Source organism: Streptomyces sp. NPDC048516, assembly GCF_043199875.1.
Classification (GTDB): Bacteria; Actinomycetota; Actinomycetes; order Streptomycetales; family Streptomycetaceae; genus Streptomyces.
Window position 1 is genome coordinate 1 of the sequence record NZ_JBICWS010000029.1, and the last position, 21,223, is coordinate 21,223.

20 protein-coding genes are annotated in these 21,223 nt (G+C 70.1%); 9 read left to right on the top strand and 11 right to left on the bottom strand.

From position 1 onward, the window contains the following. Positions 1-83 precede the first annotated feature (83 nt). The gene (locus tag ACGFR7_RS34370) at positions 84-1,778 is read right to left on the bottom strand and encodes a PE-PGRS family protein (protein ID WP_393327066.1); all 1,695 of its coding nucleotides are present in this window, start codon (positions 1,776-1,778) and stop codon (positions 84-86) included. A 675-nt stretch (positions 1,779-2,453) separates the two neighbouring features. On the opposite strand from ACGFR7_RS34370, the gene ACGFR7_RS34375 reads away from it, so the two are divergent. Then, positions 2,454-2,645: a hypothetical protein gene (locus tag ACGFR7_RS34375; protein WP_393327069.1), complete on the top strand. Its 192-nt coding sequence runs from the start codon at positions 2,454-2,456 to the stop codon at positions 2,643-2,645. Here the strand turns inward: ACGFR7_RS34375 and ACGFR7_RS34380 are convergent. Next, positions 2,620-3,333: a VC0807 family protein gene (locus tag ACGFR7_RS34380; protein WP_393327072.1), complete on the bottom strand. Its 714-nt coding sequence runs from the start codon at positions 3,331-3,333 to the stop codon at positions 2,620-2,622. The genes ACGFR7_RS34375 and ACGFR7_RS34380 overlap by 26 nt on opposite strands. After that, positions 3,330-3,974 (bottom strand): TetR family transcriptional regulator, encoded by a 645-nt coding sequence (locus ACGFR7_RS34385; protein ID WP_393327075.1) that lies wholly within the window; start codon positions 3,972-3,974, stop codon positions 3,330-3,332. Before ACGFR7_RS34385 ends, ACGFR7_RS34380 begins: the two co-directional genes overlap by 4 nt. A gap of 149 nt (positions 3,975-4,123) precedes the next feature. Here ACGFR7_RS34385 and ACGFR7_RS34390 point away from each other — a divergent pair, with 149 nt between their 5' ends. Continuing rightward, positions 4,124-4,390: a hypothetical protein gene (locus tag ACGFR7_RS34390; protein WP_393327077.1), complete on the top strand. Its 267-nt coding sequence runs from the start codon at positions 4,124-4,126 to the stop codon at positions 4,388-4,390. 89 nt (positions 4,391-4,479) lie between these two features. Here ACGFR7_RS34390 and ACGFR7_RS34395 read toward each other — a convergent pair whose 3' ends face one another. The 4 genes from ACGFR7_RS34395 to ACGFR7_RS34410 all read right to left on the bottom strand — a co-directional run bounded on the left by ACGFR7_RS34395 (position 4,480) and on the right by ACGFR7_RS34410 (position 7,289). Beyond that, complete coding sequence (locus ACGFR7_RS34395; RefSeq protein WP_393327080.1) at positions 4,480-4,731, bottom strand: hypothetical protein; 252 nt, start codon at positions 4,729-4,731, stop codon at positions 4,480-4,482. 100 nt (positions 4,732-4,831) lie between these two features. Next, positions 4,832-5,521 carry a M24 family metallopeptidase gene (locus tag ACGFR7_RS34400; RefSeq protein WP_393327083.1) on the bottom strand — a complete coding sequence of 230 codons (690 nt, stop codon included), beginning with the start codon at positions 5,519-5,521 and terminating at the stop codon, positions 4,832-4,834. 176 nt (positions 5,522-5,697) lie between these two features. Next, positions 5,698-6,873 carry an RNA polymerase sigma factor gene (locus ACGFR7_RS34405; RefSeq protein ID WP_393327197.1) on the bottom strand — a complete coding sequence of 392 codons (1,176 nt, stop codon included), beginning with the start codon at positions 6,871-6,873 and terminating at the stop codon, positions 5,698-5,700. A gap of 8 nt (positions 6,874-6,881) precedes the next feature. Continuing rightward, positions 6,882-7,289 carry a YciI family protein gene (locus ACGFR7_RS34410; RefSeq protein WP_393327086.1) on the bottom strand — a complete coding sequence of 136 codons (408 nt, stop codon included), beginning with the start codon at positions 7,287-7,289 and terminating at the stop codon, positions 6,882-6,884. Between the two features lie 322 nt (positions 7,290-7,611). Between ACGFR7_RS34410 and ACGFR7_RS34415 the strand changes: the two genes are divergently transcribed. From ACGFR7_RS34415 to ACGFR7_RS34430, 4 genes are all read left to right on the top strand, one after another. Then, positions 7,612-7,983, top strand: coding sequence for a WXG100 family type VII secretion target (locus tag ACGFR7_RS34415; RefSeq protein WP_393327089.1), 372 nt, complete (start codon positions 7,612-7,614; stop codon positions 7,981-7,983). Between the two features lie 76 nt (positions 7,984-8,059). Further along, entirely contained in the window at positions 8,060-9,658 is a 1,599-nt protein-coding gene (locus ACGFR7_RS34420) for a peptidoglycan-binding protein (RefSeq protein ID WP_393327092.1), read from the top strand. Between the two features lie 8 nt (positions 9,659-9,666). After that, a complete protein-coding gene (locus ACGFR7_RS34425) occupies positions 9,667-10,158 on the top strand; it encodes a protease inhibitor I42 family protein (RefSeq protein ID WP_393327095.1) in 492 nt (163 codons plus the stop codon). Continuing rightward, on the top strand, positions 10,155-10,589 hold the full coding sequence (locus ACGFR7_RS34430; protein ID WP_393327098.1) for a hypothetical protein: 435 nt from the start codon (positions 10,155-10,157) through the stop codon (positions 10,587-10,589). Before ACGFR7_RS34425 ends, ACGFR7_RS34430 begins: the two co-directional genes overlap by 4 nt. Positions 10,590-10,604: 15 nt before the next feature. Here ACGFR7_RS34430 and ACGFR7_RS34435 read toward each other — a convergent pair whose 3' ends face one another. Further along, positions 10,605-11,600, bottom strand: coding sequence for a DMT family transporter (locus ACGFR7_RS34435; protein ID WP_393327100.1), 996 nt, complete (start codon positions 11,598-11,600; stop codon positions 10,605-10,607). A 117-nt stretch (positions 11,601-11,717) separates the two neighbouring features. Continuing rightward, complete coding sequence (locus ACGFR7_RS34440; RefSeq protein WP_393327102.1) at positions 11,718-12,632, bottom strand: EamA family transporter; 915 nt, start codon at positions 12,630-12,632, stop codon at positions 11,718-11,720. Positions 12,633-12,737: 105 nt separating this feature from the next. Between ACGFR7_RS34440 and ACGFR7_RS34445 the strand changes: the two genes are divergently transcribed. Beyond that, on the top strand, positions 12,738-13,658 hold the full coding sequence (locus tag ACGFR7_RS34445; RefSeq protein WP_393327104.1) for a LysR family transcriptional regulator: 921 nt from the start codon (positions 12,738-12,740) through the stop codon (positions 13,656-13,658). 160 nt (positions 13,659-13,818) lie between these two features. Here the strand turns inward: ACGFR7_RS34445 and ACGFR7_RS34450 are convergent, their stop codons facing one another. After that, positions 13,819-14,754: an SDR family oxidoreductase gene (locus ACGFR7_RS34450; protein WP_393327107.1), complete on the bottom strand. Its 936-nt coding sequence runs from the start codon at positions 14,752-14,754 to the stop codon at positions 13,819-13,821. Between the two features lie 482 nt (positions 14,755-15,236). Between ACGFR7_RS34450 and ACGFR7_RS34455 the strand changes: the two genes are divergently transcribed. Both ACGFR7_RS34455 and ACGFR7_RS34460 read left to right on the top strand, forming a co-directional pair. After that, positions 15,237-17,219 carry a hypothetical protein gene (locus ACGFR7_RS34455; protein ID WP_393327110.1) on the top strand — a complete coding sequence of 661 codons (1,983 nt, stop codon included), beginning with the start codon at positions 15,237-15,239 and terminating at the stop codon, positions 17,217-17,219. A 36-nt stretch (positions 17,220-17,255) separates the two neighbouring features. Further along, positions 17,256-18,803, top strand: a complete 1,548-nt coding sequence (locus ACGFR7_RS34460; protein WP_393327113.1) for an ABC transporter substrate-binding protein — start codon at positions 17,256-17,258, stop codon at positions 18,801-18,803. Positions 18,804-19,597: 794 nt separating this feature from the next. Here the strand turns inward: ACGFR7_RS34460 and ACGFR7_RS34465 are convergent. Beyond that, entirely contained in the window at positions 19,598-20,581 is a 984-nt protein-coding gene (locus tag ACGFR7_RS34465) for a hypothetical protein (RefSeq protein ID WP_393327116.1), read from the bottom strand. Positions 20,582-21,223 lie beyond the last annotated feature (642 nt).

Sequence of the window (21,223 nt, forward strand, 5' to 3'; positions counted from 1 at the left end):
GCCGCCGGCATCTGGCACAACTGGACCACCGGCGCCAAGATCAAACGATCCCTGATCGCCTTCGACCACTGAGAACATCGGACTCATTCATCTAGTTGACGCATGCGCGGATTCGGGTCGTCGGCGTAGCGCAGGAGGTCACGGCGGGGGAAGTTCGGGTGGCTGTGGGGACGGTCGGGGAAGCTGAAGCTGCCGGTCCACCATTGCCAGACCTCGAGCAGCATCTCGGCGGGCGCGTCGTCGCAGGATTCGGCGAGGAAGAGCTGTACGACACGGTCTTCGTCCCGGGCGAGGCGTTCAACGACGTCGGGCGGGAGGTGCCGGGCGCGGGCGACGCTTCTGCGCACGAGGGGGTGGGAGGAGGCAGCCAGGCGGCGCATGGCGTCGGGATCGTCGTGCAGCGCCATGACCCACCGGAGCGGGGAGCGGTGGCCGTGCGGGTCGATGTTGATACGGATGCCTGCCCGCTGTTCCTCGGTGAGGTCGGGCCTGGTAGCCACTACGGAGCGGACGTCCTCGTCGGGATCCTGAGCAAGGCGCTCGACCACGGCCGGGTCCAAATAGGGGTTACCGGCAAGCGAGCGGCGCTGGGCCGGCTCACCGTGGCGTGCCAGGTCTTCGGCGAGCCCGCGCTCCAGGCGGCAGGTCTCCAGGGCGCATTCTTCGAGATTCTCGGAGTCGAAGACCGCGGGGGGCATCGGGTGGTCCCGATGGTGCTGAAGCAGTGCCTCGGCCCGGACCTTGTCGTGGGGGTCGTTCAGGAGCTTGCGCCGGGCCGGGCCGCCCAAGCGAGGCCAGGCCCTCGGGCAGGCCGCTGCCCGCACGGCCGGGTCAGGGTCGGCGGCCAGGGCGGTCATCATTCGTGCGGGTAGTCCGGGGAGACGAGCGGCCTCTTCGCGAACCTGAGTGGAGGCGTCGGCGGCGAGCTGTTCGTAGGCGGTCTCGGTGAGTTCGGCCTGCCGGTCCGCCGCGAGCATCGTGAGGATCCATCGATGGCGGGAGTCGTGCTCGCCGAGGATCAGGCGAGTCCATTGCTCAGCTGTGAGGTTCGGCTGAGCCTCGGCCAGTACCCCCCGCACTTTCCACTCCGGGTGGATTATCGCCGCCTCCACGACGGCCGTAGGCAACGGGTGCCACACCACGAAATGTGACAGGCCCAGCAGGCCGGCGCGTAGGCCATCGGGCATGGACGGGTTTCGCGCAAGCCCATGCGACCACAATTCGCGCAACCTTCTCGTGGGACCCGGCCCTTGAAGCAGAGATGTCCAGGCTGCGGCCCGCTCCTCGGGGGACTCCTGAGCCTTTGCCCGCGCGGCGGCTTCCTGCCGTTCCCTGATCCGGTCCACTGCGATGAGCCAGACCTCGTATTCCTCGACAGTCGCCCCGAGCAGGGTGCTCCCGTCCGTCGAGAGCGTGACGAACTCCGGCTGGCCGGGCCGCTCCCCCAGTACGCCCGCGAGGTCCCATTGAGTGGCGAGCCGGACCCGCGTCCAGGCCCTGGGCGCGCAGCCCGTCCAGTTGCCGGCGACATCGATGAGGAACACGCCGTCCTTGCCGATGATCCCGGTCTTGACCGCGAGTCGGTGCCACTGGTCGTTCAACTCGGCGACCAGGTCCGGCCGGTCACAGTGCACGGCCACGGTCGGCTCGGCCTCGAAGGACACCAGCGGGCGCCACGCGGCCCAGGGCCGCAGCACCTCTTCGGTCGGCGCGTCCCCCACGATTTCCAACCCGGCACGCTGCAGCAGCTCCGCGAGCTCGTCTCTCCCACCCGTCATGGAACCCCATCCTGCCTGAGCTGCTTCCCGTCTCTCCGGGGCCCCGGTCCTTCGCCTCCTGCCCCATTTTCGCCCTTCGGGGTGATAGCAGCGGCATGGTTTCTCCGCAACGATGCTGGTGGATCGCCACCGAACGGGAGTCCGCTGCCGTGCTCGTCGCGAACACGATCCGCAGGGGCGCCGCCCTCGCGGCCCCCTCCTTCTTCCTCACCGCACCCGCCGGAGTTGCCGTGCCGAAGCCTGATGCCGACGCCTTCGAGCACTTCTGCCTGTATTCGCGCGAGCAGCAGGAGGGCGCCAGGGCCTCCTATACGAAGGGCACCCGGCGCTGCAGAACCCTGCCAAGGGCGGATGGCCCGCGTGGAATCGCACCAGCGAGTACTGGTGTCTTTGGACCAGGCCCGGCTACAAGGACAGCAAGCATTGGCTGAACTCCGGCAAGAAGTTCGGATTCCAACCGCCGATCAGGGCACTTCTGCCGTCGAGCGACTTTCGCTGCTGAGCCGCGGACGGCATGCTGCGGCGTCAGCGGCGCAAGAGTGGTTCAGCAACTGGCGCAGGGCGGTCCCACCGGCGCCGGCCAGAGACGAGTGAGAGACCCGGCCGTGATGCCACCGAAGTGCGTCGGGCATACCGTCCTCAACCACAAAGCAGACCCCCTCCGACCACTTCACCGTGGTGTACTCCCGCTCCACCATTGATTACCCCGACGACTGGACCGGCCACCCCGAAAACGCCGTGTGGTTCTGCGCCGAACACCTCACCCTGGCCGAGGACCTGACCCACCCCACAGCCCTCGAAGCAATCGACCGGATCCGCGCTCAGCAGTCCCACGGCTCCCCTACAGCTTCAGGCCGTACCGGGTGAGGTACCAATTGTGGAACGCGAACAGCCCGCCGAGCATCACCAGCCAGAGCACGGTGCTGGTGAGCGGGAAGGCGTCCAGCGGGATCGTGTACACCAGCACCACCCGCAGCAGCGCGTCGAGCAGGAAGACCGCTCCCCACACCGCCGTGACCAGTCGCAGGTGGTGACGGAACGTCGGCTCCTCGTCCCACCGCGCTTCCCAGGCGGCCAGTCCGGCCTCGCCGACCTTGGCGATGACGATGCCGCGCGAGGCCGTCATGATGAACGGGCGCCGGGTGAGCAGTGTGCCGAGCACCCAGAGCCCGATCGCGGCGGTCAGCCAGCTGTCCCGGATCATCAGCACCCGCGGGCTGCCGGTGATCAGCGACAGCAGTGTGCCGACCACCACCAGGCTCAGCGTGAACACCGCCATCGCCTCGACGCGCCGCTGCCGGACGATGCCGTAGCCGATCCACGGCAGGAGCAGCACACCGCCGATGACCATCGAGAGCCACTGGCCTGCGCCGGCCGCCCGCAGTCCGTAGTAGGAGCCGAGCGGGAGAACGAGCTCGAAGAGCAGTTGCGCGGCGAGCCGCCGGCGCAGCGCCGTCGTGCGACCTCGGGCGGTCGCCTCGGCGGACCCGTCCGTATCGGTCTGCGGTGCCTGGTGCGTTGCCATGGTGTGTGCCCCCGTGTCCGCTGTGGTCATGACGTGTTCCTGGTGGCGCGGTCGAACAGGTCCGCCAGCTCCCGGCCGGCGGCCCGCACATCGAGATCGGGATCGTGGGTGGCGCGGCGCACCACGTCATCGATGGCGGCGCGGATCGCCCGCATCATCACCCAGGGGTCGAAGTCGCAGAACTCGCCCGCGCGCTGCGCCTTGCGGATCTGCTCCACCTGGACGGCGAGGTTCGCCTCCGTCGAGTCGAGGAAGGCGACCATGCCGGGGTCGCCGCCGCGGAGGTTGGCAAGGATCTCGGCGATCGCCGCGAGGTGCTTGGGGTACTCGGCGAACAGGTCGAGGTTGCCCTCGATGGAGGCGCGCAGGCGGGCCGCATAGCTCTCGTGGGCCTCGATGCGGGGGCGGAGGTACCCCTCCGCGAGCCGCATCACCTCGGCGACGACCTCGCGCATCAGGTCGTCCCGCCCGTCGAAGTGGTAGGAGATCATCCCCGTGCTGCTCAGCCCGGCGCGCTCCGCGATCTTCGCGAACGAGGCCCGGTGGTACCCGACATCGGCGATGACATCGATCGCCGCGGCGACGATCTGAGCGCGGCGGCCCGTCTCGGTGAAGGAGGGCTTGGTCTTGCGTGCCGCCTTTTGCTTGGCCGTACTGTCCCTTGCTTGCATGAGCAAGAAGCTAGCAAGGTTTGCTCACCCGAGCAAGGTGGTGGCGGTGGCGCGATTGCCCGCGGGACGGGGCGGTATGGCGCCCGCGGTGCGAATCTCCGCGGTACGGCTCAGCGCTGCCCTCGTTGCTGTTCGGCCTGGGCGCCGGCGTGGCGTTCACACCCCTCACCGTGGCGGCCACCAGCGGCATCGACCCCTCGATGACCGGGCTCGCCTCGGGCCTGCTCAACACGACCCGACGGGTGGCCACGGCACTCGGCATCGCCGTGCTCACCACCCTCGCCGAGGCCCGCGGTGGAGCCCCCTGCTTTGCCCTGGCCTTCGCGGTGGCCGCGGCGCTGTCCCTCCTCGCCTCCCTCGCCGCCGCGGTGTGGATGCCGCCCCGCGTCGCACCTGCGCGTTCCCCGGCCGCTTGAGCCCGGTCGCCCCTGCGGACGCGGACAGGGCGGCGCCGGGCCGGTCTCCCACCCTGCGTCGCGCGGAATGCGCACCTCGGTCAGCTGTTTCAGGCGCGGGCCGGGGAGTCCGGGCCCTGCGCCAGGTGAGCGGCACCTTCGACACGCTGGTCGGGCCGCTCTACCAGGCCGGCTTCCACCTCGCCGACAGGGATGACGACGGCCTGGTCGGCAGGGAGGACTTCGTCACGGTCCTCGCCGCCACCGGGGTCCGGGCGCCGGAGGCCGGGGCGGCCTTCGACCGGCTCACCGACCAGAGCGGACAGCCGGCGAAGGACCGGTTGATGACCGCCGCCACCCATTACCCGTCCGTACTTCCGAGGAGCCCCGTGTCCCTCCTTCCGGGGAGCACCGCCGGCCATGAGCGGTGCGTCCGCCGGTGCCCGCCCAGCGGACGGCGCGTCAGCCGAGGTCCAGCAACTGTTCGTAGAAGCCGCCGATTTCCCGCTCCGTGTCGATGAGGTGGACCTCCAGGATCCAGTGGCAGCGCCGGCCTGCCCTGTCGATGCGCCGCATCGGGGTGTCGTTGGCCGGGGTGATGTAGGACTCGGTGTCGGCACCGTCGATCTTCTCGTGCGGGAATTCTCCGACCAGATGGCCCGCGTGCCACCCTCCCAGGGCCCAGCCGGCTTCCATGGCAAGGTCCTCGACCCGCTCGTACAGCTGCCGGCCGGTGATGTCCGGGGCGGCCTCGAAGGCCTGGCGTCCGGCCGCGAAGATCTTGGGCAGGTCGTCCCGCAGGCGGTGTTTGACGGGGTCGTCGCCCAGGACGTAGGTGCGGCCGAAGTCGGCTTCGTACTCCTCGAAGATCGGGCCGAAGTCGGCGAAGGCGATGTCGTCGGCGCCGATGGTGCGGTCCGGTGGGTTCTCCCGGTACGGGTGGAGGGTGTGGGGCCCGGAGCGGATGATCCGTTTGTGCCAGTGGCGGGTGGTGCCGAACATCTCGTTTGCCAGGTCGCGGACGCGGTCGCTGACCGCACGCTCGCTCTCGCCGGGGGCCACCAGGCCGCGGGCCGCGATCTCGTGGAACAGCGTCTCGGCCTTGGCCTGGGCTTCCAGCAGCCGTTCGGCGCGTACGGATTCATTCGCCATACGACAAAACCCTAAGCGCTGTGCCGTCGTCCCTGGTGGAGCGGCGCACGGCGCCGGACCGCCCTCGGGGCGCGCAATTGGCTGCGCATGCTGCCGGGCGCCCCGCGACGCACGCAGTACATGCCCGTAGCTGCCTGCCCGGCGGCGAGGTGCGGTGGTGGGCCGAGCGCGAGCCGTCAGCGGCGTCGGCCGGCGTTGAGCCGGGCGGCCTGGCGCGTCAGGTGGTCGCGCTCGGCGAGGTTGGGTGCCTTCCGGGCCGCCTCGGCATACAGCCGTGCCGCCGTCGCCAGGTCGCCGTTGCGCTCGTGGAGGTACGCCGCGACCGCGGCGTACCGGGGCACGCGGTACCCCTTGCCCGAAGAGCTGCGGGAGGAGTCGTCCAGCTCCGCGAGTGCCGCAAGGCCCGCGCGCGGTCCGTCGGCCTCGCCGACGGCCACCGCGCGGTTGAGCCGGACGACCGGGCTGTCGGTCAGGCGCGCGAGCTCGTCGTACCACTCGACGATCTGCACCCAGTCGGTCTCCTCGGCCGTGGGCGCGTCGGCGTGGAGTGCCGCGATGGCGGCCTGGGCCTGGAACTCGCCCAGCCGGTCGCGGGCGAGGGCCGCCTGCAGGATCCCGATGCCCTCGGCGATCAACCCGGTGTCCCACCGGCCCCGGTCCTGCTCGGCGAGCGGCACCAGGCTGCCGCCGGGCGCGGTCCGGGCGTCGCGCCGGGCGTGGTGGAGCAGCATGAGGGCGAGGAGCCCCGCCACCTCGGGATGGTCGACCTGCGCCGCGAGCTGCCGGGTGAGCCGGATGGCTTCGGCGGCGAGGTCGACGTCGCCGGAGTAGCCCTCGTTGAAGACCAGGTAGAGAACGCGGAGCACGGTGGCGACGTCGCCGGGCCGGTGGAATGGCGCGCCGGAGACGGTGCGCTTGGCCCGGCTGATGCGCTGCGCCATGGTCGCCTCGGGCACCAGGTAGGCCTGCGCGATCTGGCGGGTGGTCAGCCCGCCGACGGCGCGCAGGGTGAGGGCTACCGCGGATGACGGCGTCAGTGACGGGTGGGCACACAGGAAGTAGAGCTGGAGCGTGTCGTCCACCGCGGGCACGGGGCCGGGCGCCGGCTCCTCCTCGACGCGGTCCTCCCGCCGGCGGCGGGCGGCGTCCGCGCGGGTCGCGTCGAGGAACCGGCGCCAGGCCACGGTGACGAGCCAGCCCTTCGGGTCCCGGGGTGGTTCGGCCGGCCAGGCGCGGACCGCCTCGACCAGCGCGTCCTGCACGGCGTCCTCGGCCGCCGCGAAGTCGGCTCCGCGGCGGACGAGGATCCCGAGCACGCTCGGTGTGAGGCTCCGGAGCAGGACCTCGTTCATCTCAAGGGTCACTCCGTGATGGTGGGGGGCGCGGTCAGGAACGGGCGCAGTTCGAGCCACTCGTGGATCGCCTTGCCGCCCGCCCCGGGGGCGGCCGATAGCTCGCCGGCCAGCTCGACGGCGCGCTCGTAGCTGTCGACGTCGATCACCATCCAGCCGGCGATGAGGTCCTTGGTCTCCGCGAACGGACCGTCGGTGACCGGCGGGCGCCCCTCGCCGTCGTACCGGACCCACGTCCCCTCGGGGGCGAGCGCCTGACCGTCGACGAACTCGCCGGTCTTCTCCAGCCGGGCCGCGAAGTCGTTCATGTACTGCACGTGCGCCGAGATCTCTTCCGGCTTCCACTGGTCCATGGGCACGTCGTTCACCGCAGCCGGTGCGCCGCGGTAGTGCTTGAGCAGCAGGTACTTGGCCATCGTGTTTCTCCTCGGTGCTGGTGCGGCCCATTGTGGTCGCGTTCACTGCGGGGACGGAGCCGGTCACGGGTTCTCGACATCACCGGCCACATTTTTTTCGCTCTCGTAGAGGAGCCTGGATGAGCCGTCCAGGGGGGTGTCTCCGCGATCTCTCCGTGGATCAGCCTGCGGCGCCTGGTGTCACGCCGGTCACCGGCTCTGCCGAGCGACCCATCCGATCACCGTTACGATGATCCCCGCTGCGGCGTCATGTCAGGGGCATGGCGTCCCTTCGGCGTACCGCGTCGGGGCGGGCAGCGCGGAACGAACACACGGGGGATCGATGGCCGGCAATTCCGGATACCACGTCCAGCAGGGCGGCATGGACGCCGAGGCGAAGAAGCTCGACTCGGCGGGAGACGATACCGGCGACATCAAGGCCGCCATAGCCGACGCCGTCTGCTTCGACGACGACGTGCTCGGCGGCTCCGATTCCGGCCCCGCCTACCGGTCGTTCTCCACCGCCTGGCAGGACGAGGCGAAGACCCTGGAGAGCGCGCTCCACGAACTCGCCGACAAGGTCCGGGCGTCCAAGGGCAATTACGACCAGGCCGATCACGAGGTCATCTCCCAGGTCGGCGGAGCGGCCGGCGCGGGGAACCCGTCATGGACGACCCGGCCGGCCCCCGTGACCGACCGGTCCCCCTTCGGCTGAGCCGGGGCCGCGACGGTCCGCCCGGTCCGCACTCTTCTGCCCGACGACACCGCACACAAAGGTCTTTTCATTCTCGATGGCTGAGCAGGGATCCACCACCGAGCGCCGCGCCGCGCTGGAGGCGTGCTACAAGCAGCTCCTCGACTGTGACGACAAGAACGAGATGATCAACCTGATCAACTCCGCCCTCGCGGTCCCGGCCCCGGTCGGCTCCGCCGGGACGCTGGAACTGCTGGGCAAGCGCTACCGCACCCAGTCCAAGAACGCCGATGAGGTCGCCCACAAGGTCGACCAGGTGGCCGGCTCCGGCCTGCCGGAGGTCTGGGTGGGCAAGGCCAGCGTGGGGGCGACCGAGGTCGTCCAGGCCGCCGCCCGGGCGGCCGCGCAGATGGGCGAGGCCCTGCGGAAGGGCGGCAATGCCCTGCTGACCCTGAGTGACGCGGTCAAGGACGCCCAGAAACTGGACGGTACCGGCCGCGGCCAGTTGCACGAGGCGCTGTCCATCCTCGGGCCCGCGGACGGCTTCTTCGACGACATGGTGGACACCGACGAGGAGGACGACGCGATCTTCCGGGCAGGCACGGCGGCCTCCGCCGGCGTCGAGAAGATGCGCTCCGCGGCCCGGTCCGCCGACGACGCGGCCCGCGCGGCCGCCCGCGACCTCAACAAGTTCGCCTCCGAGGCGCGGTCCGGCAAGATGCACACCAGCGGCCTCTCCGCCGCCGACAAGCTCGTCCTCGCCGACACCGCCGGCGTCTACGGCCCGGCGGAGATGAACGAACTGCTCAGTGCGAACGACCTGGAGCGCTCGGGCCGGTACATGGAGAAGATGAACGCCCATGACCGCGCCGAGTTCGACAAGATGCTCGCCCAGTCCAAGTCGCCCCAGGAACGCGCCTACTTGGTGAAGGCCCTGGCCGCGGGCTACGACCTGGATGGGGTGTCGGACTTCCGGGAGAAGATCCACGGCAAGGACCCGGGATGGCTCCAGCGGCACCTCACGCCGGTGTCCACCGCCGCCGACAGCATGGACGACGAGGGACGCGCCAAGGACGGCAGGAACAACAACACCGACGACCAGGCCTTCGGCGACGAACGGTGGTCGCAGGACGGGAACACCTGCGTTCCGTCCTCCACCGTCAGCGCCCGGGCCATGGTCGACCCCGTCTACGCCCTCGGACTGACCGGCGGTCCGTCCGGCCAGGAGGACGACCCCGACGCCTTCCGCGACCGCTTGGGCGCCGAGCAGCAGCGGGTGCACGACGAGGGCGACGGGGACTACGACTACGACTTCCCGTTCTCCCGGCACCCCGACGGCATGGACAACGACGGCAAGACCACCGTGGTCAACAAGGAGATCAGCCCGCACACCGGTGCGTCGTACGACTTCCAGGAGACCAGGAGCGCCGATGCCCGGCGCGATGTGCTGCCGGACATCGAGAAGTCCGTGGCCGACGGCAAGCCGGTGCCGATCGGCGTCGAGGGGTACAAGGACGGTGACCGCAGCGGCCACGCGATGATGATCATCGGCCAGGAGGGCGACAAGCTCCAGGTCTACAACCCCTGGGGCACCACCACCTGGGTCAGTGAGGACGACTTCGTCAACGGCCACATGGACAAGGCCTCCGACAACCGCATGCCCGACGCCTACGCCGTCCACCTGCCCGCCGACTGAAGCGATCCATGATGCGCCCACACCTCCCGAAAGCCGCCCTTCGCCGGGGACTCGTACCGGCACTCACCGCTCTCAGCGCCCTCGCCGCGCTCACCGGATGCGGTCTCCTCGGTCCTGCCACCTACGACCGGGACGAGACCGCCATCGAGGCCGACCCCGGCGAGGAGTTCACCCTGTCCGTGCCCTCCAACGCCTCGCTCGGCGAACGCTGGTACGTGGCCGAACCGAAGCCCGCCGCCGGTGTGCTGCGTGCGACAGGCGAGGAGCAGAAGAACTCGGGGAGCGACGCGGACGGGGCGGACGGCGGCAGCCAGCTCTTCCGCTTCAAGGCCGTCAGCCGGGGAACCACCAAGGTCCGGCTGATCCACTGCCCCGTGCACGCCTGCGTCGACAAGGGCGAGGACTCCGCCACGGCTTCCCCGCCGCCGCCCGCCGGCTCCACGGCCCCGCCGGCATCGAGCCGTCCGACCTACCACACCTACACCGTCACCGTGAAGTGACCGATTCCGAGACAGGTATGCATCCCACCCCTCCCCCAGGCAAGACCGACGACGAACTCGCCACGCTCGATGTCGCGGCACTGCTGCGCTACGGCATCGGATTCGGCGGCTCGCACCGCACCACGCTCTTCGGGGACGGTGCGGTGGGCGCCGCCGTCGTACTCGACCGGCAGGGCGTCCTTCCGCGCGCGGTCGCCTTCCTCGCCGAAGTCGTCCGCAGCGGCGGGACCGGCTACGCCGCGGCGCTCCCCGAGCCGGTGCCGGGCGACGCCGCGGCGCAACTGGTGCGTGGCTGGCTGCAGTCGGCCGCGTCCGTGGTGCGTACCGTCGAGGGCGACCAGGACGTCGCCCGGTGGCTGGAGTCCGTAGCCGCCCTCATGGCGCTCCGGCTCACGTACCGGGCCAGGACCGCGGGACCCGGCACCGGCTGAGACGGCGACGGCCGCCTAGCTTTCGGACTCCACCGGGACGACGGGCTGCGCGGCGACCCGGCTCCGGGGCGCGGCTTCCGGGGCCGGGGCATGCGGCTTCCGCCGCATCCGCGACACCGCGACGCCGGACAGGCACAGGAGGCCGCCGAGGAGCGTCAGCAGGCCGGGGACCTCGCCGAGGAACAGCCACGACAGGAAGACGACGAGCACCGGTACCGCGTAGGTCGTGGTGCCCATCTTCCCGACGGTCGTCCGCGACACCGCGTAGGCCCACGTGGTGAACGCCAGGGCCGTCGGGAAGATGCCCAGGTACACGATCTGCATCGTCGCCGCCACAGGAGCCCGGCTCACCTGTGACACCAGCTGCCCGGCGAACGGCAGGCATGCCACCGTTCCGAAGAGCGCACCGAACGTCGTCACCTGCATCGGTGTGGCGTGCTTCAACGTCGGCTTCTGCAGCACCACGCCCACCGCGTTCGCCAGCGCCGCGCACAGGCACAGCAGTACGCCGATGAGAGAGGACTGTCCTCCGCCGGACAGGGACAGCCCGACCACCACGGCCCCGGTGAACGACACCGCCATGCCCGCCATCAGCTTGCGCGGGAAGCCCTCGTTGAGCAGCCATCCACCCAACAGCGCCATCAGAATCGGCCCGACGTTGATGATCAGGGCAGCCGTTCCGGCGTCCACGCGCTGCTCACCCGAGTTCAACGCCACCATGTACGCGCCGAACCACAGGACTCCCGAGGTGGCGATGCCGGGCCAGGCCTCGCGCGGCGGGAATCCACCACCCCGGACGAGCAGGAGGACGCTCAGCACGACAGACGCCACCAGCAGCCTGCCCAGGGCAAGCGCGCCCGGCCCGAAATACGCAGCGGAGTTGCGGATCACGATGAACGCCGATGCCCACAGCAGCACGGTGACCAGGGCCGCGGCGACCGCGCGGCCGTCCAGCCGGCCCGTGGAGCCGGCCTCGCCGTCCGCTGTCGTTGTTCCCGCCTGTCGGCTCACGACAATGCCCTCCCACAGTCTCTTCCGTGCGCCCTGAGCACGCACGTGACCTGCACGTTTGCAACAATTGACGGTCTTGATGACATACGGGGTGAACCCTCCCCGGGTTCGATGGACTCACGGGCCTCGGCGAGGCGTTGCGAGAGCGGCCGTTCGTCCGATTTCGAGTGGCATCGGCTTCGTCCTGCGGCGCAGCATTCCGACCGCGATACCGAAGACGACAAGAGCTGCGGCACAGAATGTCACCGCGGTCATGCGCTCGCCCTGGGATATCCAGGCGGATGCCAAGCCGAATACCGGCACGAGCAACGAGAACGGCGCAACGGTCGGCGCGTCATAAATCCGCAGGAGATACCCCCAGGTGGCGAATCCGAACAGCGTTGCTCCCCACGCCACATAGAGTGCGGCGCCCAGCCCGCTGAGGTTCACCTGCTGCAGCGCCCGCAGGTCCGCCCTCCCGCCCTCGAAGAGCACGGAGAGGAGCGCGAGCGGGACGGGCGGCACGACACTCACCCAGACCATGAACCGGAAGGCATCCGGCGAACCCGCTCTCCGCATCGCGATGTTCGACAGACCCCAGCACGCCGCGGCGCCCACGACCAGCAGAAATCCGGCAAGCGTGCCGGCCGTCGAGTCCAGCCCCGCCAGCACGATGCCCACCGAGGCGATGGCCGTGCCGACGATCTGCGCCCGCCGGGCGCGCTCCTTCAGCAACACCGCGGCGAACAGCACGGTGAACACCGCCTGTCCCTGGAGGACCAGGGAAGCCAGTCCCGGAGGCAGTCCCGCATGCATGCCGAGGAACAGCATGCCGAATTTCATGATGCCGAGCGTGACCCCGACCGTAATCACCCAGCGCCAGGCGACTCGGGGACGCCCGACGAAGAAAACCGCGGGGAGCGCGGCCAGGAGAAAACGCACGGCGGAGAAGAGAAGTGGCGGAAAATCCCGCAGCCCCACGTCGATCACCACGAAGTTCGCACCCCATACGGCGGCAACTGCCACCGCTAACACAACGTGTACGGGCTTCATTTCCATTGCTCCTGGGGACGCGCTTCTTCGGGATGTCCCATCACAACAGCCGCCGTGCGAAAGGGCCAGCGAAGGTTTCTGAAGGTGGGGTATTAGCATCGCTTCATGTTCGACCTCAATCGCCTGCGTGCCCTGCGTGCCGTGGCCACCCACGGCTCGGTGACGCGTGCGGCCGCCGCGCTGGGCTACACGCCGTCCGCCGTCTCCCAGCAGATCGCCAAGCTGGAGCGCGAGACCGGTTCACCCCTGCTCGACCGGCAGGGCGGCAAGGTCGGGCTCACGCCCGCGGCCTGGCTGCTCGCGGAGGCGACGGACGAGGTCACCGCCGTGCTGGAGCGGACCCGTTCGCGACTGGAGGAACAGCGCGACCAGCCCACCGGTCAGTTGGTGCTCGCCACGTTCCCCACCGCCTGCCGGGGCTTCGTCGCGGCCTCGCTCGCCGATCTCGCCGGGCGCCACCGCGCCCTGGACTGCCGGCTGGTGGAGTGTGACCCCCACCTCGCCATGAGCCTCGTGGTACGGGGTGAGGCGGATCTTGCGGTCGTGCACGACTGGCACAACACCCCGCTGACACTTCCCGGCTCGCTGTCCGTCGCCGAGCTGGGTGAGGACCTCGCCGACATGATCCTGCCCGAAGGGCATCCGCTCGCCGACCGGGACATGGTGACCCCGTACGACCTGCGAGGGGAACGCTGGATCGGGCACGGCCCCGGGGCCATGTGCCATGAGTGGCTGGTGCGTTCCTTCTCCGATCTCGGCATCGAACCGGACCTTGCCTACAAGATCGGGGAGTTCGAGTCCCAAATGGCCTTGCTGGCGGCGGGTCTGGGCGTCGCCATGCTGCCCCGGCTCGGCCGCGGCGCCCTGCCGTCCACCGTCCGTGTCGTCCCGATGCAGCCCGCGCCCTCCCGTCAGGTGTCGGCCGTCTGGCGCTCCCAGGCCGACCGCAGGCCTGCTGTTCACGCCGCCCTGGCATCACTGCGCGGGTGCTGGCCGGGCGCGGGTGCCGACCCCGCGCGGGCCTGATGCGGGAGCGCAAACCAGCACCTGCCGCTTCTTTGCGCACATCGGTCACACCCGAGGTCTCACGCCCGATGACTCACGCCCGATGACTCACGCCCGATGACTCATTCCCGAGGTCTCGCGTCTGAGGACTCTCACGCCCGAGGTCTCCCCTCCGCTGCCCTCACGGACGGCGGTGTGCCTCGTCGGCGCGGCCACCGGCGCCCAGGAGTCCGGTCGCCTCGAAGGGGGTGCGGGCAGCCAGCCGAGGAAGCTCCCGCCGTGAGAGCCGGGTGACGACGGCCGGCAGGGCGGCCCGCACCACCTGTGCCGCACGGAGCCAGGCCGGGACGTAGACGGCAACGGCACGGCGTTCCACGGCGGTGACCATCCGGGCGGCGACCCACTCGGCCGAGTGGACCTTCCTCGCGGGCGGGGGCATGTGGGCACGGAGTTCGCGCAGCACAGGGTGCTGGTCCACGTCCCGGATCATGTCGGTGTCGGTCCAGTTCAGATAGGCGATTCCGACGTCCACGCACTGAGGGGCGAATTCGGCACGCAGCGAGTGCGCGAAGGATTCCACCCCGGCCTTGGAAGCGCAGTAGGCACTCATCAGGGGCGCGGCTCCGATGGAGGCCGTTGAGGCGATCTGCAGGAAGTATCCGTGTGCGGCGAGCAGGTCCGGCAGGAAGGAGCGCGCGGTGATCGCACTGCCGGTCAGGTTGACCTCGATCACCCGGCGCCAGGTTGCCGGATCGGACTCGGCGAAGGGCCCGCCCTCGGCGATCCCGGCGTTCGCCACGACGACGGACACCGGTCCCAGGCGGTCGCTGACCTCCTCCGCCACCTGCCGCATGGCCTCGTCGTCGGTGACATCGACCGCCCAGCAGCAGCACGCTGTTGCCGGAAGGGACGACGCCACTCGGCGCAGTGCCGCTTCCTCCCGCCCCAGCAGTGCCACCCGCGCCCCTCGCCGGGCCAGCTCGCGGGCGATTTCCCTTCCCAGACCGCGGGCCGCTCCGGTCACCACCGCGGTGCGTCCGTGCAGAGCGTGCGGTCGCCGCGAGCCGGCCCTCGCACGCGGTCGCGGTGAGCGCGGTGAGCGCGGTGAGCAGGACATCGAGATCTCCCCACTCCGGACGACGAACGGTCGGGCTCCTTTCACGGTAGGCGCGGCGGGGCACCGGCGCGCGCCAGGCAGCGGGCTGGCCGCGGTGCTCGGGCCGCACCTCCGCCGGGCATCCCGTCCGGCTGCTCCGCCTGGCATCCCGTCCGGCTGCTCGACCAGGTATCCCGTCCGGCTGCTCCACCAGGCATCCCGTCCGGCTCCACCGGGAGGGCCGTCCGGCTCCGCAGGCACGCACTCGGTTCCGCACCATGGTCGTCCCGTCCGGCGGACCGCTTTTCGGTACCTTGCACGAACGGGTGGCACGTTGTGCGTACGCATGCCAACCTTCTGTAATCAGTCGGCGGCTGCCGTTGCCGTCGCCGGCATCACAGCGACTGTCATCCAGTCGCCGGCTGCACAGTCGCCGCCTGCAGATCCGCTGTCTGCACCGTCGCTGTCTTCACGGGGGGCCGAACAGCGTGAAGGAACGTCCGTTGGGGATACAGGGCATCGAGGCCCTGTACGAGGAGTGCCGGACTCGGCTGCAGGACGGCAAAACCGCTGCCGGCGGGCGCGGGCTTCCGACCGTCGTCCTCGCCGGACCGCGTGGCAGCGGCAAGACCACCACACTGAACTGGCTCGGCTACCTCGGATCACGACGCCCGCACGCGTACTTCGACTTCGGCTCCGCCACGCCCCGCAGGCCCCATGAGGTCGCCGGCCGCCTGGCGTACGGGCTGTCGCACCGCTTTCCCCGGCAGACCCCCCTGGTCTTCCCGCGGCTGACCCTGGGCCTGGCCGTGGTGGCCCCCGAGCTGTCGCTGGACGCGACGGACCCCGAGCGGGCCAAGAAGCAGTTGCGCCAGGCGCTGCGCGGCCCCCAGGAGCCCAACGCCGCAGGCGACCGGGTCGCCGCGGTGGCCGGGTTGCTGCAGGACCTCAACCTGGTCCGGATCCCCGGCGTCAGCCTGCTGGCCAGCCTCATCCGGCAGCCGCCCAGCATGCCGCTGCGGGTGACCCGGCACACCGGATTCGCCTGGTACGCCGGTCCGTTGGCCGCCCTGGACGCGCTTGTCGAACTCAACCAGCTGAGCAAGAGCGAGGAGCCGGCGGACCGGGCCGCGGTGGACCGGCGGCTGTGCGAGGCGTTCCTGGCCGATCTGCGCGGCGAGTACGCGCGCCGCCAGCGCGACCGCAACTGCGTCGTGCTGCTGGACAACATCGATGCTCCCGGCGGGCGCGAATTCCTGGACCTGCTCATGGAACTCCGGGACGCCGGCGGGCAACCGGATCCGCTCCTGACCGTGGCCGCGGCGTCGAACGTCGGCCGGGTGCCGGCGATGTTCGCCGCAGGCCCGGCAGGGGTACGGCTCCGCTCCCCCGAGCAGGCCTGCTACGCCGACTGGGAACAGGCCATCCCTGACCCGCCGCCGGACCGGTCCTGGCGCTGGTACTGCGTCCAACTGCGCGGCCTGACCGCCGGCGAGACCGCCCAGCTCGGCACCAACATCGCCGCTCGGCTGCCGGAGGCGCCACTGCTCGCCCACCGGCTGACCGACGGCCATCCGTGGAGCGTCCGGCAACTGCTCACCGCCTCGGCACGCCTCGTGGGCCGCGAGGATCCCGAGAAGCTGCTGCGCGCGGTGCTCTCCGGCACCGCGCCGTCCGCGGAAGGCGCCGACGAGGGACCGCTGCTGGAAGAGGAGGCGCGGCAGTACCTGCTGCGCGACCTGACCGACGACCAGCACCGTGCGCTCGTCGAGTGCTGTGCCGCCCGCGAGTTCGATGCCGCCTGCGACGCGGGACTCCTCGACCGCTTCCAGTTGCACACCCGCGATTCGCTGGCCCGGGTGGTCGCGACCAGGTTATGGCTGACCGATCCGGTGCCCCAGGATGCCGAGGCCCGCGGCGGCCGGGGCGGCGGATATCTGGAAGGCGTCCATCCGCACCCGTTGCGCGGCAGCTCCGTCCTGCATCCGTGGCTGCGCCTGCTGCTGTTGCAGGAGCTGGCCGCACGCCCGGACCGCTGGACGGCCGTCCACGGACAGTTGCGCACCTGGCACGCCCACCACGGCCATCCGCTGGAAGTGCTGTACCACTCCCTGGCGCTGCACCGGGTGGACGACGTCATCGAACATCTCGCCCGGCGTCTGGCCGAACTCTCCGACACGGACATCTGGTTGTACGAGCTGTACACGATCACCGCCGCACCCCTTCGTGAACCGGTGCTGCCGGAACAGCCGGCCACGCTGCGTCTGGAGCAGTTGGCCGCCGACCTCGCGCCCCGCTCGTTCGCCGAGCACACGCCCCTGACCCTGCTGGTGGTCGGGCTGTGGCTGGCGTCCGATCCACGCAACCGGCTGCCCGGCACGAATCCCGAGCTCAACCGGACCATCAACGCGATGCTCCAGGACCTTGCCATGCGCTCCGTCCCCCGCCGGATCGGGCTCATGCACGAGGCCGCGAAGTACGTGTGAGGCCACCGCAGCACCCCGTCCCTAGGAGCCGGCACCATGCATCTGCCCCCGCAACCCGCCGACGCACTCCCCCCGTGGTGGAAGGGGTGGCGAGGAATCGCCGCCCTCGTACTCGCACTGGCGCTGATAGCCGGCGGGCTCTGGTTCCTGTGGCCGGCGAAGGAGGACACCAGCTGCGCCGCGGACCAGCCGGGGCTGCACTGGGACGGCACCGGCCCGCAGCGGGAGTGCGTCGGCATCACGGAGGAGAAGGCCTTCGCTTTCGACCCCCGCCTCAAGGGGATCACCGACCGGATCGCCCAGGAGAACCGACGCGTCCGCGCCCAGTGGGAGAAGCCCGCCTCCGGAAACAGCCGTCTGCCCTACGTCAGGGTCGGCGTTCTGATGCCGATGACGGAGAGCGACACCAGCGCGCTGCCCCTCGCGGAGATCCGCGCGAGCCTGGAGGGCGCCTTCATCGCGCAGTGCCGGGCGAACGCCTGCCCCGAACTGTCCACGACCAGCTCCACCGGCATCCAGGGCAAGACGCCGCTGATCCAGCTCGTCCTGGCCCATGAGGGCCGCAATGAGACGCATTGGAGGCCGGTGGTACGGCAGTTGGCCGACCTGGTCGACGACGAGCACCCCCTGGTCGCCGTCACCGGCATGGGCGTCAGCATCCCGGAGACCCAGGCAGCGGCCACCGAACTCAGCCGGCTGAAGATCCCCGCGATCGGTGCGGTCCTGACCGCCACCGACCTCAACTCACCACGTCTGTTCAAGGTGTCGCCGTCCAACGTCGACTACGCCAAGGCGCTCCGCCGGTACCTGGACCACTCTCCGCTGTCGGGGCGCCGCGGCTACCTCGTCTTCGACAGCAGGGACGACAACTACGTCAAGACCATGCGCAAGGCGTTCGACGAGGAATTCAGAGACTACGTCGGCCGGCGGCGCGCCTCGTTCGTCGGCACGACCGGCCACAACCCCGCGGGCCTCCCCCGGCTCTTCTACAACGCCGTCAACAACATCTGCCTGACCAAGGCGCAAGTGATCTTCTACGCCGGGCGCGACCGCGATCTCGCCGATCTCATCCGTGCCCTGTCCACCCGCAGTCAGTGCGGTCACGACGCGCCGATCACGGTGATGACCGGGGCCACCGGGGCGTTCGCACAGGGGAAGCAGGTACAGAGCCTGCTCAGGGACAACAAGATCACCATTCTGGACGTCTCGGCGACGAGTCCCGCCCAGTGGGTCCGTGGCGTCCACGCCCCGTCCGGCTTCAAACCGTTCCACCAGGCCCTGCGGGACCTGCAGTTCCCCGACTCGGTGATGGATGACGGATACGCGATCATGCACCACGACGCCGTGCTGACCGCGATCTGGGCCACCCGAAATGTCACCGGCCAGACCGGCAAGGAAGCGCCCGACGTTCAGGACGTATACAACGAAATCACCAATCTGCATGACGCGAGCACCGTTCCCGCGGCCGGCGGAGAGCTCAGCTTCGACGACGCCTCCCACGGCTGGCCACACAACAAACCGGTTCCCGTGATCCGGCTGCCCGAGCCCCTCAAGGATCCCGGTCCGCCCTACCTGGTGCCCTGACGTGGGTCTGGGTCTGGGTCTGGGTCTGGGTGTGGGTCTGGGCCTGGGCCTGGGTCTGGACAGTCCTTGATCCGTACGTACCCGAACTGCCGTACGTACCCGAGTCTCCGTACGCATCCAGGCCTCCGTACGTCACCAAGTCTCCGTATGCATCCACGTCTCCCTACGCACCCGAACCATCTCAGCCAAGGGGAAGGCCGCCGTGTCGTTGATGCTGCCGGACGCACTTGAGTGGGTCCTGGAAATGCTGGGGTTCAACTGGCCCACGGCGGACGAAGACGGGAGAAGTTCGCTGGCGGCTCGGGCTACTGCGCCGACGCCCGTAGTGCCGCGAACGTCATCGCCACCGCTCTCGACGCCACGGCCATCGCGGCTCAAGCAGCGGCACCCTTCACCTTCGGGGGGTCCGAGGCAGCGGCCGTGGCGGCGACCGCCGCGACCCGGGCGATCGTGCGGGAGATCATCAAGGAGGCCGCCAAGCAACTGCTCGACGCGACCCTAAAGACGGCGAAGGAACCCGCCGTCTCGGCGCTGCAGGCCGTGATCTCGGACGTCATCGCGCAGTCCGTGAACATGAACCTCGATGCGCAGAACGGCTTCGACGTCGGCCGTACGGTGCACAAGGGCGCCGGGGAAGGCGCTGGTTCTCGACCCGCATCAGGCCGACGGCACCCGGCCGACGGCACCCGGCCGACGGCACCGGGGTGGCGGCACCGGGCCGACGGCCGGCCGTCGAAGTGCTCGGCCGGGGTGGCGGCACCGGAGTCGCGATCCGTTCCACGCCGCCCGGGCCCTCAGATGTCCAGCGCGCCCCTGAACCTGCCGTGTCCGACGTCCGGGCTGGTCACAGCGAGCCAGCCATGGCCCACCCGGTCGAGCACTTCGACGGCCGTCGGCTGGATGGCGATCCACGACGCCGCCTCCTCCGGATCGCGGACACCTTCGGCGTACTCCTCGGCCTCTTCCGGGTCGTACGGTTCGTCGTCCTCGTCCTGCATGAGGTCCCGCTCGAACTCCATGGGCTCGCCAACCCATTCGGGATCGCCGTACGTGCGGTAGCCACGCTTGTCCTGCCCGTTCTCCGCGACCCACCACACCCGTGCGCCGTTGTGGTCATCCACTGCGTAGAAATGAGCTTCCCGGCACCGGGCGCTGAGCCTTTCGACGGCCTGTGCCCAGTTGTCGTTGAGATAGTCGGAACCGTAGACGAGCCGCCAGCCGTCGAATTCGGGCGTGATGAACACGCGGTATTCCGTGGTGGTGGTGCCGTCAGCGCAACGATGGTCGAGTGAATTCTCCTCGTGGACGGCGGCGGACACACCCAGAGCCGTGGTGACGGGGCGCGCGTCGCACAGCCCCAACGCCCGGACGATGTGCGGCACTTCCGCCCGTGGCACCGCGAGCCAGGCCCCGGCCGGAAGGTCGCCGGGCGTTTCGTCCAGCAGCTTGATCCGTACGAGTCGCTCGACGGCCGCCCGGTCGGCGGGGGCCAGGGCATCGGCGCCGCCGACACTCGCGAGCAGGCGGAGTGCGGCCGGCCGCAGGCGGCCGGGACCTTCGCTGCGCACCCTCCTCAGGGGCTCGATCGCCACGGTGCCAAGGCGCTCCATGCACGCCTCCGCGGCCGATCGCCGGGTCCCTTCACCGTCGACGATCAGCGGCAGAAGGTGCACCACGGCCGGGGCACCGACCGCGACCAGCCGGTCCGTCGCCGCCCTGCGCTCGTCCCGTGCCACGACGCCCAGTTGACGTACCAGCGCGGCGATGTCCTCACTCATGGGAACGACCCTAGCCGAGCAGGTAATGCCCGGCCGATCAGATGCCGCCCGGCCGAGCAGGTAATGCCTGGGCTGAACGGTAGTGCCCCCGGCTGAACAGGGAGCGGGCACTCCGGGGCCGGGGCGGCTCCCGGAGTGCGCAGCGGCGCGATTTCATGAAAAGCGAGCGCTACCCACTGCGGGAGAGATAGTTTCTCTAGGTCACCCTGCGGCTTTCCTGACCCTGACGCCAATGCCTCGCACGCGATCATCGCAATGTGCCAGGCGGCGGGCGCCGCGCAGAGGGAGGCTCCCGATTTCCCTAATGCACCCGGTCAAGTACCGGGCGCTCAGTGCTGCGAAAAGCTTGTCCCGGCCGAGCCTTTCCCGTGGACTCGAACTTTCCTATGTTCCCCCGGGGACCGCCGTACCCCGACCACCGCACACCGCACACCGGATACCCGCCGCCGGTCACCGCTCACCGACCACCGACCACCGACCACCGACCACCTCAGCATCCCTCCCGGAGGACCGCACCTTGCACAGCAACACCACCGTGAACTCCACGCAGGCCATCAGCCCCGCTCACACAGCCAACTCCACACAAGCAGGGAATTCCACACAAGCCGGGAACTCAGCACAAGCCGGGAACTGCACCGACTC

Excerpts from the sequence above, each read along its gene's own strand:
- ACGFR7_RS34370 (WP_393327066.1), bottom strand. The coding sequence starts at position 1,778 with ATGACGGGTGGGAGAGACGAGCTCGCGGAGCTGCTGCAGCGTGCCGGG.
- ACGFR7_RS34380 (WP_393327072.1), bottom strand. The coding sequence starts at position 3,333 with ATGACCACAGCGGACACGGGGGCACACACCATGGCAACGCACCAGGCA.
- ACGFR7_RS34385 (WP_393327075.1), bottom strand. The coding sequence starts at position 3,974 with ATGCAAGCAAGGGACAGTACGGCCAAGCAAAAGGCGGCACGCAAGACC.
- ACGFR7_RS34395 (WP_393327080.1), bottom strand. The coding sequence starts at position 4,731 with ATGGGTGGCGGCGGTCATCAACCGGTCCTTCGCCGGCTGTCCGCTCTG.
- ACGFR7_RS34400 (WP_393327083.1), bottom strand. The coding sequence starts at position 5,521 with ATGGCGAATGAATCCGTACGCGCCGAACGGCTGCTGGAAGCCCAGGCC.
- ACGFR7_RS34405 (WP_393327197.1), bottom strand. The coding sequence starts at position 6,873 with ATGAACGAGGTCCTGCTCCGGAGCCTCACACCGAGCGTGCTCGGGATC.
- ACGFR7_RS34410 (WP_393327086.1), bottom strand. The coding sequence starts at position 7,289 with ATGGCCAAGTACCTGCTGCTCAAGCACTACCGCGGCGCACCGGCTGCG.
- ACGFR7_RS34415 (WP_393327089.1), top strand. The coding sequence starts at position 7,612 with ATGGCCGGCAATTCCGGATACCACGTCCAGCAGGGCGGCATGGACGCC.
- ACGFR7_RS34420 (WP_393327092.1), top strand. The coding sequence starts at position 8,060 with ATGGCTGAGCAGGGATCCACCACCGAGCGCCGCGCCGCGCTGGAGGCG.
- ACGFR7_RS34425 (WP_393327095.1), top strand. The coding sequence starts at position 9,667 with ATGATGCGCCCACACCTCCCGAAAGCCGCCCTTCGCCGGGGACTCGTA.
- ACGFR7_RS34440 (WP_393327102.1), bottom strand. The coding sequence starts at position 12,632 with ATGAAGCCCGTACACGTTGTGTTAGCGGTGGCAGTTGCCGCCGTATGG.
- ACGFR7_RS34445 (WP_393327104.1), top strand. The coding sequence starts at position 12,738 with ATGTTCGACCTCAATCGCCTGCGTGCCCTGCGTGCCGTGGCCACCCAC.
- ACGFR7_RS34450 (WP_393327107.1), bottom strand. The coding sequence starts at position 14,754 with ATGTCCTGCTCACCGCGCTCACCGCGCTCACCGCGACCGCGTGCGAGG.
- ACGFR7_RS34460 (WP_393327113.1), top strand. The coding sequence starts at position 17,256 with ATGCATCTGCCCCCGCAACCCGCCGACGCACTCCCCCCGTGGTGGAAG.
- ACGFR7_RS34465 (WP_393327116.1), bottom strand. The coding sequence starts at position 20,581 with ATGAGTGAGGACATCGCCGCGCTGGTACGTCAACTGGGCGTCGTGGCA.